This is a genomic window from Clostridium tyrobutyricum, assembly GCF_019144085.1.
Taxonomy (GTDB): Bacteria; Bacillota; Clostridia; order Clostridiales; family Clostridiaceae; genus Clostridium_B; species Clostridium_B tyrobutyricum_A.
The window spans coordinates 25754-45078 of the sequence record NZ_JAHHUY010000024.1 but is presented as its reverse complement, the minus strand read 5'-3'; the positions used below and the strand labels follow the sequence as shown (position 1 = coordinate 45078).

Sequence of the window (19325 nt, the reverse complement as noted above, 5' to 3'; positions counted from 1 at the left end):
CCTTGCAATTCCAACTATGATAGCAGCAACAGGATATTCATTGGAAAAGGCAATTTTCAAATCAAAAATAAGTATGACTTCTCCAGAGATAATAGCACTGGTAGTAGGATTTGTAGTTTCATTTATAGTTGCATTAGTTGTCGTTGACAAATTTATAAGTTTTTTAAAGCGAAAGCCTATGAAGGTTTTCGCTATATATAGAATATTTATAGGAGTACTAGTATTGATATTAGTATATGCAAATATTATAAATGTTACAAGATGAATACTATTGAAAGTAATCTTTTTACCTGTAGATTTGTACTCTAATATTTCTTAAAAAGCATACGTCAAAAAGGGGGAAGATAAACGTATATGTTACTTCTCCAAATTTGATAAAAGAGACCTATAAAGAATATAAGTCTCAACAATGTAATACTACAATAAAAGATTTTGGATTTAATTATAATAACTATAACGAAAAATTTTAAATAAAATTGTTATTTGTTAATTAGTTGTTTTCTATCATTGAAAAACTTTTTATAACTTAAATAACCAGCTGTAAAGGAAGTTATAGAAGTAGCAGAAAGCATCATAAAAGTAACTATTATCTGATATTTTACAGCGCTAACAGGTGAAGTACCTGCTAAAATAAGTCCAGTCATCATACCTGGAAGTGCTACTACTCCAAGGGTTTTGGCTGAATCAATAGTAGGAACCATACCAACTTTAATAGAATCTTTTACTATATTTGAACATGACTGATAAATGGTTGCTCCAAGGGCGAGTTTTGTTTCAATTTCATCTCTTTTATCTTTGAAGTTTAGTTTTATTTGTTTAAAAGTTAATCCTAAGCTGATCATAGAATTACTTATTATCATTCCTCCAATAGGTATTATTTGATATGGCTCATATTTTATTATTCCTGAAAATATGAGAATGATTAAAGTAACTAATGTTCCCAAGGTTATTGATAAAAAGGATATAACAAAAACATTTTTGATTTTACCACCTCTTTTAGCTGCATTATATGAGGCATTTAATATCATGAATATTAATAAAAATGTAGTAAAGAATACATTTTTCAATCCAAATATATAATTTAATATATATCCTACTATAATTAACTGTACTAAAGCCCTTGCCATGCTTATAAGTATATCCTTTTCGAGACCCAATTTCTGCCAATAGGAGAAAGCAAGAGAAATTAAAACAAGGATTAAAGAAAAAATAATAGAATAAATGCCAATATCTGCAGTTCCGTTCATTTTATAACCTCCAAAGATTTCAATTTTCCATTTTCAATTGATAAAATCTTGTTTGCATATCTTTTGCTTTGTTCCGAATTATGGGTTATCCATAAAATAGTAATACCTTCTTCATTTAAAGATTTTATTATATTTTCTACAATAAAAGTATTTTTTTCATCAAGTGCTGATGTAACTTCATCTAACAAGAGAATTTTTGGAGGAAAAATCAGAGTTCTGATTAATGAAATTCTTTGGCTTTCTCCACCTGAAAGATTATTTATGCTTCTGGGTAAATATTCAGAATCCATTTTGAAATCTTCCAATAGTTTTTTAATTATTGTTGAATCTACTCTTTTATTTCTTATAGAAAATGGAAATTTTAGATTGTCCATAACAGTGCTTTCAAAAAGAGAAGGAATTTGAAAGCAATAGGCTACTTGTCTCCTCAATTCTATAGGATCAAATTCAGTATAAGGTATTTCTTTATAAAATATATTTCCATTAGAAGGACTTATAAGTTGACAGCATAATCTAAAAAGTGTACTTTTTCCACTACCTGAAGGTCCCACTACAGATATGAAATCACCGCAGTCAATTCCTACAGAGATATCTTTTAATATAGATTTATTATTGCTGATATATGATACATTTTTGAATTCCAATAAAGACATAGAAAAATCTCCTTAAGTATAGGTATATTTATTATAATATACAATTAATATTAAAATTAGATTAAATTGAAAAACCCATTTAGAAAAGGATATAATTTATTATATTATAGTCCACTGCCATTCACTGGTTGTTAATAGAAATTTTAATAACATTAGTGACAAAATACAAATACTCTATATTGAATAAATTTTGTATTTCAAGTATTATTATAGCGAGGATATTTATATATTAAATATATTAAATATATTAAATATATTAAACCTATGTTAATGATATATAAAAATTACATATGTTTGCATAAACTTGATGAGGTGAAATATATGGATATTAAGCAGCTTAAATACTTTCTTACTATAGCAGAAGAGGGAAAAATAACAAGGGCGGCTAAAAAGCTGAATATAGCACAACCCCCTTTAAGTTATCACCTAAAACTGCTTGAAGAAGAATTGGGAATAAAACTTATGGATAGGGGAAATAGAAAAATTCATTTAACAGATGCAGGGAAAATACTTAAAAATAGGGCTGAACAAATACTTGAACTGGTGAATTCTACCGTTAAAGAACTAAAAGATTTTAATGAAGGAATCAGGGGAACGTTGTCAATTGGTACTGTGTCTTCTTCAGGGGCCACTCTTTTTCCTAAAATAATAGAAAACTTTCACTGCAAGTATCCAAATGTAAATTTTGAAGTAAGAGAAAGCAATACTTATAGAATAATGGAAATATTAAATAGTGGAGTTATAGAAATTGGTATAGTTAGGACTCCTTTTAACGAAGATGGATTGAATGCTGTATTTAGACCTAAAGAGCCAATGATAGCAGTATTTAGAGATGATATGAAAAGTTTTGATAGAAATATACCGATAGAATTAAATGAGTTGATTGATAAACCAATTATTGTATACAGAAGATTTGAAAAAATTATAATAGAAGCTTGTCAAAAATACGGATTTGTTCCAAATATAATTTGCAAGGACGATGATGCAAGAACTACTCTCTTATGGGCGGAATCCGGCATTGGAATTGCGATAGTTCCCAAATCAGCCATAGATATTATGCAAATATATAATCTTGACTATACTCTGATTAAAGAACCAAGTTTGGAAACAAGTATAGCGGCAATATGTGTAAAGGAAAGATATATGTCTTCTGTAGCTAAAAATTTTTTAGAGGTGTTTTCTACAATATAATATTGAATATTTTGAAAGGATGTGTTTTTATTGCCTGATTTAAGTAGAAAAATGAATAATTTTACTGATTCAGTTATAAGAAGAATGACAAGAATATCAAATAAATATGGAGCGGTTAATTTATCTCAGGGTTTTCCAGATTTTGATCCACCAAAAGAGATAAGAGATGCTCTTAAAATTGCGGCTGACAAGGGCCCTCATCAATATGCAATTACATGGGGAGCACCTAATTTTAGAGAAGCTTTGGCCGAAAAACAGTCTAAATTTATGGGGATAAATATTGATCCTGAAACTCAAATAGCAGTTACTTGTGGAAGTACAGAAGCAATGATGGCAGCAGTTATGACAGTGTGTAATCCAGGTGATAAAGTAATAGTATTTTCTCCTTTTTACGAAAATTATGCAGCAGATGCCATACTAAGTGGAGCTGAGCCTATTTATGTAGCTCTTAAGCCACCTGAATTTTCTTTTGACAGGGAAGAACTTGAGAATGCTTTTAAGCAGAATCCTAAAGCGCTTGTATTGTGCAATCCATCAAATCCTACAGGAAAAGTTTTTACACTTGAAGAATTAAAATATATTGCAGAATTAGCCGAAAAATATGATACATTCGTTATAACCGATGAAGTATATGAACATATTGTAATGGATCCTTATAAACATATTTATTTTGCTTCTCTTCCAGGTATGTTTGACAGAACTATAAGCTGTAGTTCTCTATCAAAGACATATTCTATAACAGGATGGAGATTGGGTTATGTCATAGCTAATGAAAGAATAATAGATAATGTAAGAAAAGTCCATGATTTTCTAACTGTAGGTGCAGCCGCTCCACTTCAGGAAGCAGCAGTAGCAGGGCTTAAATTACCAAATCAATATTATATTGAATTAAAAAATCTTTATACTAAAAAAAGAACTCTATTTCTTAAAGGATTGGATGAAGCGGGATTAAAATATTATAAACCCAATGGAGCTTATTATGTTATAGTAGATGTATCTGAATTTAATGTAAAAAATGATTTGAAATTTTGTGAATGGCTTGCGAAAGAAGTTGGAGTTGGAGCTGTACCAGGTTCAAGCTTTTTTAAGGAAGATATAAATTATCTTATAAGACTTCATTTTGCTAAGAAGGATGAAACCCTTATTAAAGCCATTGATAGATTGAAAACACTTAAGGATAAGGCTAAATTTTATACAGAATAGAGTGCTGTGTTATGAGTAAAATAATATGTATTTCAGGTGAAAGTGGAAGTGGAAAAACTACTATTGCGGAATTACTTGAAAAAAAAGGATACAATTATATAGAAAGCTATACTACACGACCTATGAGATTTGAAAATGAAGAAGGACATATATTTGTAGATATAGACAAATATAATGAAGACAAAAAAAGTGGAAATATGGTTGCAGAGACTTTTTTTAATGGCAATTACTATTGGACATTAAGAGAACAGTATGAATCAGGAGAAAAATCTGTTTGTGTACTGGATGCAAGAGGTTCAAGGGAGTTAAAGCAGAATAAATTAAATTGTATTTGTATATTTTTAAAATGTGATGAAAAAACCAGAAAAAACAGAATGTATCTTAGAAAATATGGATATAAAATTAACAACATATTGGATTTCGAAATAGAAAATAGAATAGAACATGATAGGGATAAATTTAAAATAGTGAGATGTGACTATATAGTGGACAGTAATAGAAGCATAGATGAAGTTTTTAGATGTATAAAAACTATTATAGGAGAATTTTAAATATGATATTGGAAAATAAAAATTTAAATTTTAGTTTAAAATTGGTCTGCTTTTCTGCACTGGTAATTGCATCTTATTTCTTTATAGAAAAGCTATCTTATATTACAATTATACCTGTTATTATGTGTATATATGATGGATTTAAAATATTTAAATGTATGAAGAATAGAGATGGATTAAAGATAGTTTCGTTTCTGGCAACGATTCTGGTGCTGATCTTAATATTACATTTAATAGTCGTAAGTGGAATTGGAAATCCTGTTCCAGTACTCTTGTTGTTTATAATTACAAATTTATTTTTTATATACAATATAATTATATATATATACAATAGATGCAGGAAACTTACATTACTGCTTCATATAATACTGTGGATATTATGTGACAGCATTCCAATTTTGATGATATTTATATTGTCTGCAGGACTTACATCATAATTTTAAGGTAGGTGAAATTTATGAAAAATAATGATTCAAAAATCAAAGAACAATATGTAAATGGGCGGGTATCTCCGTGGCTTTTCATAATTCCTATATTTATAATTATTATAAATATAGTTTTAGGATATGTATATTATAATTCACTACCAAATAGAGTTGCTACACATTGGGATTTCTCAGGAAACATAACGGGATTTCAACCGAAGTCCATGATTTTAATATGGGAGATGCCATTGGCACAAATAGTTATTACTGTTGTATTTTTTTTGATATATAAGGCTATAGGACGTCCCAAAAATAATACAAGTTACTCAAATTCAAAATTTGATCTGCAAAGAAATAATATATTTACAAGAACCTGGTCCATATACATGATAGTTTTCTGTTCTTTAATTAATCTTGTACTTACCATGGGAACTATACAGATATTAAATGTATTTAATATAAGTGAAAAGTTTTCTTCCATTGTAATCGGTATATTTTTGCTGATAACACTTTTAAGTGTTATTCTCCTTTCTGTAAAATTAGGACAGGGAGGCTCCAATATAAAGTTTGAAGCTGAAACTAAGGGAAACAAAATCTCTAAAACACATAGAGATGATCGAAAATATTGGAAGTTTGGCAATATTATTTACTATAATCCAGATGATCCATCTTTATTTGTTGAGAAAAAGTTTGGAATAGGTTGGGCAATAAATGCTGGAAAACCTGCTGGAATGGCAATATATATAGGCTTAATAATACTAATTGTGATTATAACTGCTCTAGCTAGACGTGCAGGTAAATGATTTGTAATTTAATAGCTGTAACTAATTTTTATTTATTGTATAGAATAATTCTGTAAACATATATTTATGGAGGATGTATATGATTAATAAAAATAATATGAAATACTGTTTTTATCCATATCCAACTGGTTGTTATCCTTTTAGATATGGATATCCACAAGGACAACCACAAACGGTACCTCAACAGGCACAGCCCCAAGGGCAATCTCCTGTATTAAGTGCTAGAAATCAGTTTAGAGGCAGAGTTGTTTCCATAAATAATGGAGATGTGGTAGGACAGGTAATTGTAGATACAGGGTGTGGTAATGTAATTTCATCTGTAATTACAAATGCATCCATAAGGCAGCTTGGTTTAAGAGTTGGATCACAAGTTGTAGCTATTATAAAGTCAACTTCTGTGATGATAATGTCCGATAAATCTTCAAACAGTAAATCATGTGAAGAATGTGATACTATGTTAAGTGCTAGAAATCAGTTCGGAGGCAGAATAGTTGAATTGAATGAAGGAGACGTAGTTGGAAGGGTAACTGTAGATATAGGTTGCAGAAATATTGCATCATCTGTTATAACATCTGCATCTATAAGCCAACTTGGACTTAAAGTTGGCTCAACAGTTAAAGTCGTAATTAAGTCAACAGATGTTATGCTCATGACACCTCAGGGACTTGCCTGATTTTATGAATTAAAAAATAGCTGAATATCTTATTCAAAAGATATTCAGCTATTTAATATTTTAAACAATATTAAAATTAAGCCATTACCATTACATTTGATGCTTTGATTACTGCGGTAGCTTCTGATCCTACCTTAAGACCAAGGCTCTTTATTGCATCCAATGTTATAATAGAACATACTTTTTTTCCGTCTCCTAAATCTATTACAACTTCTCCATTAACAGAACCTTCCTTAATTTCAACTACCTTACCTTTTAATTGATTTCTTGCACTTATTTTCATAATTGCTTCCTCCTGTATGTTAAAATTTATATTATTATAATTTACTTTACGTAATATTATTATACAAAAAATTCATTGAAAATCAAATTTTAGTTAAAATGATATTATGTGTAATATCATTTATTTATATATCGCTATATTATGTATTGATATATAAATAAGCTTATATAATAGTATAAATCTGTTTAAATATTAATAAAAAGCATATAAAAAAATTATTTTGTAATGTTATATGTATTTAAAAAATTATTTTTATATTGAAATCATGCATATATTTCTTAAAAACAATATCGCCATTAAGCAATTTACTAATTGATACTATATATTTGACAATTGTATAATAATATACCTCTAAAATTATAAAATTAATAAAAAACACTTGATTGTTTATTTTATAGAATATATAATGTATAACATAGAATTGTAAAACTTAAGTGTATAATAAGTATATTATACGTTTTATCATGTTACATTAAGTTTGGCAGTAATTAAGTTTTGTATGCTGTTATAACGTTTTCACAATAAATTTTATATAAATTTAAAAAAACTTTGGGAGGGCTATTAATGAAAAGATCTAAAAAATTTTTATCTCTAATTTTATTTGTATTTATTACCATTGTATCAGTTGGATGTGGAAATACTGTACAGAAATCTGAAACCAATGATTCCAACAGTACAAAAGAGCAGGCTAAACCTGTAACTTTGACTGTATCTGCAGCAGCTAGTTTAAAGGATTCCATGAATGAAATAAAACAGCTGTACACAAAACAATATCCTAATGTAACCATTAATTATAATTTTGGAGGTTCAGGAACACTTCAAAAGCAAATTGAACAGGGTGCTCCGGCAGATTTATTTATTTCTGCTGCAACAAAGCAGATGGATGCACTGAAAAAGGAAAATTTACTTGTAAATGATACTATTAAAAACTTGTTGAAAAATGATGTAGTACTCGTAGTTCCCAAAGATTCAAGCAATGTTAAAACTTTTAATGATTTGACAGGAACTGATGTTAAAAAACTTGCACTTGGAGAACCTAAAAGTGTACCGGCAGGACAATATGCTCAGGAAATATTTACAAGCATGAAATTAACAGATAAAGTACAGTCAAAAGTTGTATATGCAAAAGATGTAAAGGAAGTTCTAACATGGGTTGAAACTGGAAATGCTGATGCCGGGATTGTGTATAAGACGGATGCACTTGTATCAAACAAGGTTAAGATTGTGGCTACTGCACCTGAAGATTCCCATAAAGCTGTTGTATATCCTGCAGCTGTAGTGAAGGCAACTAAAAATTCAAATGAAGCTAAAAATTTTCTCAAATATTTGTCAGGAAATGATGCAAAAAAAATATTCGAAAAATATGGGTTCAAATTTGGAGCTTAGCTAGAATAACAGATTGATGTAATAGGGGGAGATGCAATTATGGGATTTGATATTTCACCAGGATTGATTTCTATAAAAACTGTATCATTAGCTACAATAATAACATTTTTTATTGGAATTGCAGTTGCTTACTGGATGACAAATTATAATGGAAAATTTAGAAATATTTTGGATACCATATTTACACTACCACTCGTACTTCCACCAACAGTAGTCGGATTCTTTCTACTTCTTATATTTGGGAAAAACGGTCCTGCAGGAAAATTACTTTTAAAATTGGGTACTACTTTGATCTTTTCATGGCCTGCTACAGTTGTAGCAGCTACTATTGTTGCTTTTCCTCTTATGTATAGAACAACCAAAGGAGCTTTTGAACAGATAGACAATAATGTAGTAAATGCTGCCAGGACTCTTGGAGTGTCTGACTGGAAAATATTTTGGAGAGTTATGATTCCAATGGCATGGCCAGGAATTGCAGCAGCTGCAGTTCTATCATTTGCAAGAGCTCTTGGAGAGTTTGGAGCTACTCTCATGGTAGCAGGAAATATACCGAACAAGACTCAAACGATTCCTGTAGCTATTTATTTTGCAGCTGAGAATGGGGAAATGGGAACAGCATTTATATGGGTCATGCTGATTGTTTTGATTTCAACTATAGTAATTTTTTTTATGAATTATTGGAATGAACATCAGCAGAAGAATATGTATGGAGTTAGGAGAAAGTAGTATGGGACTTTATGTTGACGTTGAAAAAAAGTTTCCAGAATTTAATTTAAAAGTCAAATTTGAATCTAAAGATGGTGTCCTAGGTTTACTTGGAGCTTCAGGTTCAGGAAAAAGCATGACTTTAAAATGTATTGCCGGTCTTGAAACACCAAGTAGAGGAAAGATAGTGTTAAATGAAAAAATACTATATGATTCAGAAAAAAATATAAATATACCAATTAAAAAAAGAAAGATAGGATTTTTATTTCAAAATTATGCACTATTTCCAAATATGACTGTAAGTCAGAATATAGGTTTTGCACTGAATAATATTTCCAAAAGTGAAAAGAGCGAAATAATTAGAGAAAAAATAAATATGATGAATCTTACGGGTCTGTCAGAAAGATTTCCAAGCCAACTTTCAGGAGGACAACAGCAAAGAGTTGCAATTGCAAGAGCCCTTGCAATTAATCCTGAAATATTACTATTAGATGAACCATTTTCAGCTTTAGACAGCCATTTGAGAAGTAAAATGGAGAAAGAAATTGTAGGTATATTGTCAACTTACAGTGGAAGTGCAGTCTTTGTATCCCATAATAGAGATGAAATATATCGTATTTGTAAAAATATTGTAGTAATTGATAATGGAGTTGTTGATGCATATGGAGAAAGGGAAGAAATTTTTTCCAATCCGCCTACTCTGTCTTGTGCTAAACTTACAGGATGCAAAAATATATCAAAAATTAAAATAATAGATGAAAACACAGTAGAAGCGATGGATTGGGGATGTACTCTTAAAGTTAAAGACAAGATACAGGGATATCCAAAATATATAGGGTTAAGAGCACATTATATTGAATATACAGATGATGAATATGGGGAAAATACTTTTAGCTGTATTCTTGATTCTATAAGTGAAAGCCCATTTACAGTTATGATTAATCTATATATATTAGAAAAAAAATCACCTGAAAAGTTGAAATGTATACAATGGGAAGTGAACAAAGAATTTTGGTATAAAATCAAGAATATTAAACAACCCTGGAATATATATATCAATCAACAAAAGGTTTTTATGATCAAATAAAATTTAATATATTATTAAATATATTCTTGTTTTTTTAAATAAGAATATATTTTTTATACAAATATATATTAAATTGCAAATAAACTAATGAAATTTTCTGAACTTTATGCTATAGTAATGTAAAATATGTAATCGGGGAGAAATACTATGAATGATATAGATACCAAGTATGGAAAATTAAAAGGAATATCACGAGTTGAATTTTATGAGAAGGGTGTTGTGAAAGAATGTACATTAAATGACATAAATGAATTGAAAACAGTTTATGGCATTTTAACTCCACAATACAAGGAAGATGGACTAAGAAGCAAGCATATAGGTTCACTTTCTTTTTATGATAATGGTGGTTTGAAAAGCATATATCTTCAAAATCCCACTGAAATAAAGTCTCCTATAGGATTAATTCAGGCAGAATTTATTACGTTTTATGAAGATGGAAATATAAAAAGAATTTTTCCATTGAATGGAAAAATAACTGCTTATTGGACTGAAGAAGATGAATATAAACTTTCAAAAGAAATAGAAATAAGTCTTTCAATAGGTGATTTAAAGAGAAAGGTTGTTGCTGTTCATTTTTATAAAAATGGTGTTGTAAATAGTATTACATTTTGGCGTAAAGATAAAATAAAAATAAAGTCACCTTTAGGACAGGTCGTAGCCCGTATAGGTGTATCATTTTATCCAGATGGAAAGCTTAAATCTTTTGAACCGGGCAACCCTGTAGATGCAAATACTGAAATAGGTGTTATAAAAGCATATAATACTCAGGTCATAGGTATACATGGGGATTCAAATTCTTTGAAATTTTCAGAATGCGGTAAAGTAAAATCACTTATAACTTGTACAGATAGGATAGAGGCAGTTAATAGGACAAGTGGAGAAAAAGAGATGTACAGGCCACTGCTTAGGAAAAGTATAGTTAATGAAAATACAATGGAAGTTATACCTTTAAATATAGAATTTCAAGATAATAAGGTTATTTTCAGTAATGGAATGATGCATAAATTTCAGAGCGAATTGAATATTGATGAATTCAACTTTAATGTAAGCAATTTGAATTTTAATCTCAAATCACCGTGCTCATCCTGCAGCGAATGTTCAGATTGTAATGATTAAAAAAACTTTACTTCTGTATTCAATTTATTGTATAATATATAATATAAGGTAACAAAATGAGTTAAATGGCAATTAGGTTTGTTAATTTTATCTTTTTGTGTTATACTAGTATAATTAGAAACACCGATATACAAATAAATATATCAATTTTAAGTGTTTTATCTTTAGGAGGATAATAAATGAAAATAGGTACAGTAAAATGGTTTAATTCAGAGAAAGGCTTTGGATTCATAGAAGTTGAAGGCGAAGATGATGTTTTCGTACATTTCACTGCTATACAGAGCGATGAATCAAGAAAAAATCTAGAAGAAGGCCAAAAAGTTCAATTTGATGTAGAAGAAGGACCAAAAGGACTTCAAGCTGCTAATGTTGTTAAACTTTAATAAGTTTTGATATTATTGAATTTAGCATTCATATAAACATTAAATGTTTTACCACCTTTTTACAAGGTGGTTTTTTATATAAAACTGCATTCAACTCTTATTTAAAAACTAGAATTTAAAACAAACTAATTATGTAAAGGAGTCTGTTATAGTGAGAAAAAATTATAGAATGAAGAAGACAATATCAGTAAAAATGTTTATTTCAGAATTAGGAGAGAACTTTTCTGAACATGTAAAAGACAGATTGATGGATTTAGATATTAGATGTGTACTTGGTAGAAAAGATAAGAATTATATAGTTGATGTAAAACATGTTGAGCATATTAAATATGCTTGTGATGAAGGTGACAACTCAAAGCCAACTGAAAAAGAATATGTATATGGAGAGTTCATAGCTATACAAGGCATATTGTATTTTTCAAGAGAATTCATAAAAACTCCATACGTTATGCAATCTGATGTGGCAAATAAGATATATGATTCGCTAACAAGTGAGGAGTTTGTATTCAATACAAACACTGAAGAAGATGACGATGAAAATGAAAATAAATCTGAAGACATTATATTGAAAAAAGTTGATGATACAAATGTAGATTTTATAATTGACAGTATATTAGAAGCATGTCCCAATGTATCACAAAAATATCTTGATATTGTAAAAGAAATGACTTCCCATGCTGAAATTAAGAAAAATAATACATTTCATGTTAGCACTTATTAATAAAGTCTATTTATAGTTTTTCTATACTCTATATGATTTCTGTATAAAAGTTTTATTGATGTTTATTTAAATTATTTATAAAAAACTGATATAGTTTTTTATGGCTATATCAGTTTTTGCACAATTAAGACAATTACTCCTTAGAATCCAACAATATTTCCAATTTATCTATTCGTTTCTCTTTAACACTTTCTATTTTAAAAGTTATATTGCCATATTTAAGAGTCTTGTACTCATTGTGTTTTGGAATATGACCCAAGAGGTCTATTACAAAACCACCTATTGTATCAAATGTATCATAAGGAAGATTTATATTTAATTCTTCATTTATATCGTCTATTGGTACGAGACCATCAACTATATATGTGTTGGAGTTTATTCTCTTTATTGGATCTGAATCATCATCACATTTATCATGTTCATCTGGAATGTTTCCCATTACCTCTTCTATTAAATCATCTATAGTTACAATACCTGTAAAATTGCCATATTCATCTATCAAAATTGACATATGATTGTTTGTAATCTGCATTTCCTCAAATAACTCATCTATATTTTTAGTCTCGGGAACAAAATAAGCAGACCTTATGAGATCCCTTACTGATTTATTATTTAAAGTTCCACCATGAAATGATATAAATAAATCTTTCATATACAGTATGCCGATTATATTGTCTATTGAATCCTCATATACAGGTATTCTTGAATATTGCTGTTTAGCAACTTCACTTAAAATCTCTTCTATAGGTGTATCTACATTGATAACAAATACATTGACTTTTGGAGTCATTATATTTTTGGCAAGAGTATCATCAAACTTGAATACTCCATTTATCATTTCTTTTTCCGTCTCATTTATTATACCTGTTTCTTCTCCAGCATCTATCATAAGTTGTATTTCCTCTATAGAAATATTATCCTTTTTACCTGTAATATTGGTCTTGGTTATTTTACCCAGCATATTTACTGATAAAGTTAGTATTTTATCAAAAGGAAAAGTTACTTTTGATGTCCATAAAAGCGGTTTTACTACAAATAATGCTACTTTTTCAGAATTTTGCAAAGCCAATTTTTTTGGAAAAAGTTCACCAAAGACCAATGTAAAATAAGATAATATTAATGTTCCAAGTATTATTGATATTTCATTACTTGAAGGCATATTGAATTTTTCAAGTAATTTAGCTAAAGGCGCTGAAAGCCATGTAGCTGAAAGTGCACTGGCGAGAAATCCTGCCAGAGTTATTACGTCCTGAATAGTTGCTAAAAATCTATTCGGTTCCTTCATGAGATCAAGCAGCAATTGAGCTTTTTTATTACCTTTATCCGCCATGATTTTTATTTTGGATTTATTTACAGATACTATTGCAATTTCTGCTGCTGAAAAAAAAGCGTTTAATAAGATTAATATAAAGATAAAAAAAACATCAAATAAAACGCTACTCGGACCACTGTCCATACAAAAATTCCCCCTTGTTAATATAGAAATTGAATATATTATAACATATTATAGCACATATTCAATTCTGTTAAGTTAATAAAGCTATAATTTTATTATATTAATTTAAAATTTTAAAGGTTTCAATGTGAGATTTAAGTTATAAATAATATCAAAATGATACTAAATAGTATCATTTTGATATTAAGAAGTTTAAATGCTAGAATAAACTGACCTTTCTAAAGTGGCACAAGTATTGCTAGTACATAATATAAGGGGGGATTTTATATGCATATTCCAGATAATTATTTAAGTCCATCTACTTGTGCAGTCATGGGTGCAATCATGATTCCGGTATGGATGAGAGCTTCTAAAAAAGTAAAACAAGAAGTTAGTAGGAAAAAGCTTCCTATACTTGGAGTCTGTGCGGCTTTTTCATTTTTAATAATGATGTTCAATATTCCTATACCTGGAGGTACTACTGGCCATGCAGTAGGAGCAACATTGGCAGCTATTTTGCTGGGACCTTATGCTGCTGTTATTTCCGTTACAGTTGCCCTCCTCATACAGGCACTATTTTTTGGAGATGGAGGTATACTTGCATTTGGAGCCAATACATTTAATATGGCGTTTATAATGCCTATAGTAGGGTATACCATTTACAGAATAATAAAATCAAAAGCTAAAAGTGAAAAGGGAGAATACATAGCAGCTTTTATTGGATCATATGCAGGAATAGTTGCGGCGGCTTTTTGTGCTTCCATAGAATTTGGAATACAGCCTTTATTATTTAAAGATGCAAGTGGGGCTGCACTATATTGCCCTTATGGATTGAAAATAGCCATACCTGCTATGATTTTACCTCATCTTTTAATAGGACTTATCGAGGGAGGTGTTACTGCTGCAGTACTTGCATATGTTAAAAAAGTATCACCTGAAATAGTTTATAAACATGACTATACAAGTAAAAAACCATTATATGGACTATTGATATTACTTATAATATTATGTCCTATAGGATTATTGGCAGCAGGAACTGCATGGGGAGAATGGGATATGAATCAGATAAAACATCTTGTAGGTTATGTTCCATCCGCTTTTCAAAATGGATTTAAATTCAATTCTATAGCCTCTGATTATTCCATATCAGGAACAAATGATATAATAGGATATATTATATCGGCTGTAGCGGGAGTTGCTATTATACTTATAATTTTTAAATTGATTTCATCTGGAAGGAAAGAATCAAATTAATAGTAAAACAATAGGCTGAAACATCTGTCTATTGTTTTTTATATTGGAGTTTTTGACAATTCAGTAAGGGATTCGGCTAGAATATCTATATCGCTTTTTGTGTTAAAATATCCTATTCCTATTCTCACACATCCTGTATTATAAGTACCAATAATCCTGTGGGCCGTAGGAGCACAATGAAATCCAACTCTTACCATTATATTGTATGTTTTATCAAGCTGAAAGCCTACTTCATCGCATGGAATGCCTTTAATATTAAATGAAATTACACCTACTATTTTATCAGCAGATTTTGGACCGTATATTATTATGTTTGGAATTTCTTTAAGTGTTTTCAATGCATACTCTGTTAAAATATGCTCTTTTTCCCTTATTGAAGATATACTTATATTATTTATATAATTTACACCTTCTGAAAGACCGACTATTCCAACTACATTTAGTGTCCCAGACTCAAATTTATTTGGAAGATATTCTGGTTGATAGGGATACTTTGAGTCAACTCCAGTGCCCCCAGCTTTTAACGTTTTTATGTCTGAATTACAGTTTATTATGAGTCCTCCAGTTCCAGTAGGACCAAGAAGACTTTTATGTCCTGTAAAAGCCAAAAGATCTATATTGTATTCTTTTACGTCTATAGGATAGGATCCTGCGGTTTGGGCACTGTCTACTAAAAACAATATATTGTGTTTTCTTGCTATTTCACCGATTTGTTTTATAGGTTGAATGGTGCCAATTACATTTGAAGCATGAGTAAATATTATCAATTTTGTATTTTGTTCTATTAGGTTCTCTATATCATTCGGATTTGTAAGTCCATATGCATTGCATGGAACTTTGGATATTTGTATGTTTTTTGTTTTTTCAAGAATGTTCAAGGGCCTTGTAACGGAATTATGCTCTAAACTACTTGTAATTACATGATCGCCATCTTCTAAAATACCATTTATAGCTAAATTCAATGCTTCCGTAATATTATATGTAAATACAACATTTGAAGGTTTATCAAAATTAAAAAGCTTGCATAGATTATTCCTACAATTATATACTAATCTATCGGATTCTATTTCAGATTTATAAGCTCCTCTACCTGCAGTGGCACCTATATTTTTCATGAAATAGTACATTTTATCCATAACTATATCTGGTTTGGGATATGATGTTGCTGCATTATCTAAGTATATTGCCAAATTTTTCACCTCTAATAATAAAATCTAAAAAATTTCTATGAAACCTAGTTTACTACTATTTTTAATTATATACTAGAAGTATTAAATTTTATTTTCAAGTTCTATATTCCTATGTTATTATATACTTAGATAAAACAAGGATTCTAATATTCTATAAGGAGTGATATACGTGGAAAAAATTTGTTACAACAGTACAAGAGGGATAAAGGAAAATTTACCTGCATCTTGTGCGATATTAAATGGTATAGCTAAAGATGGAGGTCTTTTTGTACCTGATACTATACCTTTTATAGGTGATAAATTGGAAGATTGTAAAGATATGAGCTATAAGAAGCTGGCTTCTTTTATTATAGGTAAATTTTTTACAGATATACGAAAAGAAGAACTTGATAGATGCTTGGATTTGGCATATGATAATAAATTTGATTCTGAAGATATAGTTCCACTTAAAAAGACCAAAAAGGCATTTTATCTAGAACTATACCATGGTCCTACTCTTGCATTTAAAGATATGGCATTATGTCTGCTGCCTCAACTTATGAAAGTTTCTGCTAAAAAGCAAAATTTGAAAAAGGATATAGTAATACTTACAGCTACTTCTGGGGATACTGGTAAGGCAGCTCTTGAAGGTTTTGCAGATGTAGAAGGAACAAAAATAGTAGTATTTTTCCCAAAAGACGGTGTAAGTGAAATACAGAGAAGACAAATGACAACACAGACTGGGGCAAATACAAAGGTTATTGGAATAGACGGAAATTTTGATGATGCACAAAGCGAAGTAAAGAAAATTTTCAACGATGTAGATTTAAAAAGTGAATTAGATAAAAAGGGCTATGTATTTTCATCTGCAAATTCTATAAATATAGGAAGACTTGTACCACAAATAGTATATTATTTCTATGGTTATATGGAACTTGTTAGAACAGGTGAAATAAAACTTGGAGAAGAGATAAATTTTGATGTTCCAACAGGAAACTTTGGAAATATATTAGCTGCATATTATGCAAAAAAAATGGGATTGCCAATAAAGAAACTCATATGTGCATCTAATGACAACAAAGTTTTATTTGATTTCTTAAGTACCGGTACATATGATAAAATGAGAGATTTTATCGTAACTATATCACCTTCTATGGATATACTTGTATCAAGTAATCTTGAAAGACTAATATATGATATAAGTTCAAGAAATTCTGATTTGGTAAATAAACTTATGAACAACTTGAATGAAGATGGGAAATATACGATTACAGAAGATATGAAGAAGGAGTTAAATTCATTTTATGGGGGATTTGCAAGTGAACAGGAGACTTTGGATGCAATAAATTATAATTTTGAAAATTATAATTATCTGATGGATACCCATACTGCAGTAGCACATGCTGTATATAAGAAATATGTTGATTCTACTGGAGATAATACTAAGACCATTATAGTTTCAACAGCTAGTCCATTCAAGTTTACAAAATCTGTTATGAGTGCACTTGACAGTAAATATACTAAATATAATGATATGGAACTTGTAGATATAATGAGTAAAATATCAGGTTTAAAAATTCCAAAGGGTGTAGAGCAATTAAAGAAAAATAATGTGATACACAAAACTACCTGTGAAAAAAATGAAATGAAGGATCAAATTTTGCAGTTTCTTTTAAATAAGTAAATCTTATTCACCTCTATCTATTTTTAGAGGTGAATTTACTTAATCTCACAAATAAAGTTGTTGATTTTATAGAAAAGATATTTGTAACAATTAATGAAAATATGGATACAATAAATAAACTTTCAGGTGAGTTAAACGATTTTTCAGAGGAGTTAAATAATAGGTTTTGACTTTAGTTTACAATACTTTATTGTATATTTTTACCATATGATTGTAGAAAATATAATATACTTATGGTATTCTATATTTATAAATTTAAATGTGAAGTAGTTCTTTTTATTAGGGGAGAAATTAATGTCATTATTGGAACAGTATAATAGATTAAAAAAAGAATATGAAGGCTATCAAAAAATGGCTGAATATACTATGCAGCAGCAGAATAAAAAAATTATTACACAAGATAAAAAATTAGATATGCTATCTTTAATAGTAGAGATAAGTCAATATATAAATAAATATCTTAGAAATGGCGAAATAGCATCTACCATTAATGACATAATGATTGGAATTTTAGGAGTAACATATTCAAGTGTATATTTAATTGAAAATAGAAAGTTGAAATTAAAAGTATCAAATCTAAAAAACATCCTTCATCATAACAGTATATATGCATTCAATGATGGAAGTATAAATAAATTAAGTACTTCCTTGATAAATTCACCAGATAATATATATGAGGGAAATGATAATATATCCATACATTCTGCCATACTTATGCCAATATATTTAAAGGAAGATCTTCTAGGTGTCATTGTAGTTGAACATAAAATATATAAATATTTAAGTGATGAACATATAAAGCTTTTAACTGCAATAAGCAATCAAATTGCTATGTGTATAGAAAATAACAGACTTTATAACAAGATAAAAGAAAATTCACAAAGAGATTTTCTAACCGGGCTTTTTAATAGAAGTTATTTTTTTACAGTTATATATGAGAAAATAAAAGATTGTGGTTCTGGATTTGCCATTGTTATGATAGATATAGATGATTTTAAAAAATGCAATGATACTTATGGACATCAATATGGTGACAGGGTTTTAAGACAGGTAAGCAATATAATTAAAAATAATTTGAGAAAAGAAGATATTGTATCAAGATATGGTGGAGAAGAAATTATAGTGTATATGTACAATATAAAGTCCATATATGACGTTTACACAAGAATGTGTAAAATAAAAGACAAGATAAAAACTTCACCAATCGATTATAGAAATATCAAGTCATATATAACCGTTTCCATAGGTATAAGTATGTGCAGGGATGGCAATAAAAATGTAGAAGAGTTGATAAGAAAAGCGGATATGAATTTATATAGAGCAAAGGATTCCGGAAAAGATAATGTAATTTATTAA

Annotated in this window: 21 protein-coding genes; 16 read left to right on the top strand and 5 right to left on the bottom strand. The window is 29.2% G+C overall.

The window, feature by feature from the left end:
• Window positions 1-265 (top strand): undecaprenyl-diphosphate phosphatase (locus KM800_RS11075; protein WP_303396676.1); only part of this gene is annotated, 265 nt, incomplete at its 5' end.
• Between the two features lie 214 nt (window positions 266-479).
• Here KM800_RS11075 and KM800_RS11070 read toward each other — a convergent pair.
• Both KM800_RS11070 and KM800_RS11065 read right to left on the bottom strand, forming a co-directional pair.
• Window positions 480-1247 carry an ABC transporter permease gene (locus tag KM800_RS11070; RefSeq protein ID WP_217813124.1) on the bottom strand — a complete coding sequence of 256 codons (768 nt, stop codon included), beginning with the start codon at window positions 1245-1247 and terminating at the stop codon, window positions 480-482.
• Window positions 1244-1900, bottom strand: coding sequence for an ABC transporter ATP-binding protein (locus KM800_RS11065; RefSeq protein WP_217813123.1), 657 nt, complete (start codon window positions 1898-1900; stop codon window positions 1244-1246). The genes KM800_RS11070 and KM800_RS11065 overlap by 4 nt, the downstream gene beginning before the upstream one ends.
• A 321-nt stretch (window positions 1901-2221) precedes the next feature.
• Here KM800_RS11065 and KM800_RS11060 point away from each other — a divergent pair, with 321 nt between their 5' ends.
• From KM800_RS11060 to KM800_RS15530, 6 genes are all read left to right on the top strand, one after another.
• Window positions 2222-3091, top strand: a complete 870-nt coding sequence (locus KM800_RS11060) for a LysR family transcriptional regulator (protein ID WP_217813122.1) — start codon at window positions 2222-2224, stop codon at window positions 3089-3091.
• Between the two features lie 30 nt (window positions 3092-3121).
• Window positions 3122-4294, top strand: coding sequence for a pyridoxal phosphate-dependent aminotransferase (locus KM800_RS11055; RefSeq protein ID WP_217813121.1), 1173 nt, complete (start codon window positions 3122-3124; stop codon window positions 4292-4294).
• Between the two features lie 11 nt (window positions 4295-4305).
• Complete coding sequence (locus KM800_RS11050; RefSeq protein ID WP_217813120.1) at window positions 4306-4845, top strand: AAA family ATPase; 540 nt, start codon at window positions 4306-4308, stop codon at window positions 4843-4845.
• Window positions 4846-4847: 2 nt separating this feature from the next.
• Complete coding sequence (locus KM800_RS11045; protein ID WP_217813119.1) at window positions 4848-5282, top strand: hypothetical protein; 435 nt, start codon at window positions 4848-4850, stop codon at window positions 5280-5282.
• Window positions 5283-5302: 20 nt separating this feature from the next.
• Window positions 5303-6073 (top strand): DUF1648 domain-containing protein, encoded by a 771-nt coding sequence (locus KM800_RS11040; protein WP_217813118.1) that lies wholly within the window; start codon window positions 5303-5305, stop codon window positions 6071-6073.
• Between the two features lie 79 nt (window positions 6074-6152).
• Complete coding sequence (locus KM800_RS15530) at window positions 6153-6746, top strand: TOBE domain-containing protein (RefSeq protein ID WP_254906540.1); 594 nt, start codon at window positions 6153-6155, stop codon at window positions 6744-6746.
• Between the two features lie 76 nt (window positions 6747-6822).
• Here KM800_RS15530 and KM800_RS11025 read toward each other — a convergent pair whose 3' ends face one another.
• On the bottom strand, window positions 6823-7029 hold the full coding sequence (locus KM800_RS11025; protein WP_217813117.1) for a TOBE domain-containing protein: 207 nt from the start codon (window positions 7027-7029) through the stop codon (window positions 6823-6825).
• Between the two features lie 564 nt (window positions 7030-7593).
• Here KM800_RS11025 and modA point away from each other — a divergent pair.
• The 6 genes from modA to KM800_RS10995 all read left to right on the top strand — a co-directional run bounded on the left by modA (window position 7594) and on the right by KM800_RS10995 (window position 12427).
• On the top strand, window positions 7594-8415 hold the full coding sequence (modA, locus tag KM800_RS11020; protein ID WP_217813116.1) for a molybdate ABC transporter substrate-binding protein: 822 nt from the start codon (window positions 7594-7596) through the stop codon (window positions 8413-8415).
• 39 nt (window positions 8416-8454) lie between these two features.
• Window positions 8455-9141: a molybdate ABC transporter permease subunit gene (gene modB, locus KM800_RS11015; protein ID WP_217813115.1), complete on the top strand. Its 687-nt coding sequence runs from the start codon at window positions 8455-8457 to the stop codon at window positions 9139-9141.
• 1 nt (window position 9142) lies between these two features.
• Window positions 9143-10207, top strand: coding sequence for a sulfate/molybdate ABC transporter ATP-binding protein (locus KM800_RS11010; protein ID WP_217813114.1), 1065 nt, complete (start codon window positions 9143-9145; stop codon window positions 10205-10207).
• 147 nt (window positions 10208-10354) lie between these two features.
• Window positions 10355-11323 (top strand): hypothetical protein, encoded by a 969-nt coding sequence (locus KM800_RS11005; RefSeq protein ID WP_217813113.1) that lies wholly within the window; start codon window positions 10355-10357, stop codon window positions 11321-11323.
• Window positions 11324-11502: 179 nt separating this feature from the next.
• A complete protein-coding gene (locus tag KM800_RS11000; RefSeq protein ID WP_217813112.1) occupies window positions 11503-11706 on the top strand; it encodes a cold-shock protein in 204 nt (67 codons plus the stop codon).
• Window positions 11707-11857: 151 nt separating this feature from the next.
• On the top strand, window positions 11858-12427 hold the full coding sequence (locus KM800_RS10995; protein ID WP_217813111.1) for a hypothetical protein: 570 nt from the start codon (window positions 11858-11860) through the stop codon (window positions 12425-12427).
• A 133-nt stretch (window positions 12428-12560) separates the two neighbouring features.
• Here the strand turns inward: KM800_RS10995 and KM800_RS10990 are convergent, their stop codons facing one another.
• Window positions 12561-13883: a hemolysin family protein gene (locus tag KM800_RS10990; RefSeq protein ID WP_217813110.1), complete on the bottom strand. Its 1323-nt coding sequence runs from the start codon at window positions 13881-13883 to the stop codon at window positions 12561-12563.
• 267 nt (window positions 13884-14150) lie between these two features.
• Between KM800_RS10990 and cbiM the strand changes: the two genes are divergently transcribed.
• Window positions 14151-15116, top strand: coding sequence for a cobalt transporter CbiM (gene cbiM / locus KM800_RS10985; protein ID WP_217813109.1), 966 nt, complete (start codon window positions 14151-14153; stop codon window positions 15114-15116).
• A 38-nt stretch (window positions 15117-15154) separates the two neighbouring features.
• On the opposite strand, the gene KM800_RS10980 is transcribed toward cbiM, so the two are convergent.
• A complete protein-coding gene (locus KM800_RS10980) occupies window positions 15155-16306 on the bottom strand; it encodes an aminotransferase class V-fold PLP-dependent enzyme (RefSeq protein WP_217813108.1) in 1152 nt (383 codons plus the stop codon).
• 169 nt (window positions 16307-16475) lie between these two features.
• On the opposite strand from KM800_RS10980, the gene thrC reads away from it, so the two are divergent.
• Complete coding sequence (gene thrC, locus KM800_RS10975; protein WP_419195470.1) at window positions 16476-17969, top strand: threonine synthase; 1494 nt, start codon at window positions 16476-16478, stop codon at window positions 17967-17969.
• A 294-nt stretch (window positions 17970-18263) separates the two neighbouring features.
• The gene (locus KM800_RS10970) at window positions 18264-19325 is read left to right on the top strand and encodes a sensor domain-containing diguanylate cyclase (RefSeq protein ID WP_217813107.1); all 1062 of its coding nucleotides are present in this window, start codon (window positions 18264-18266) and stop codon (window positions 19323-19325) included.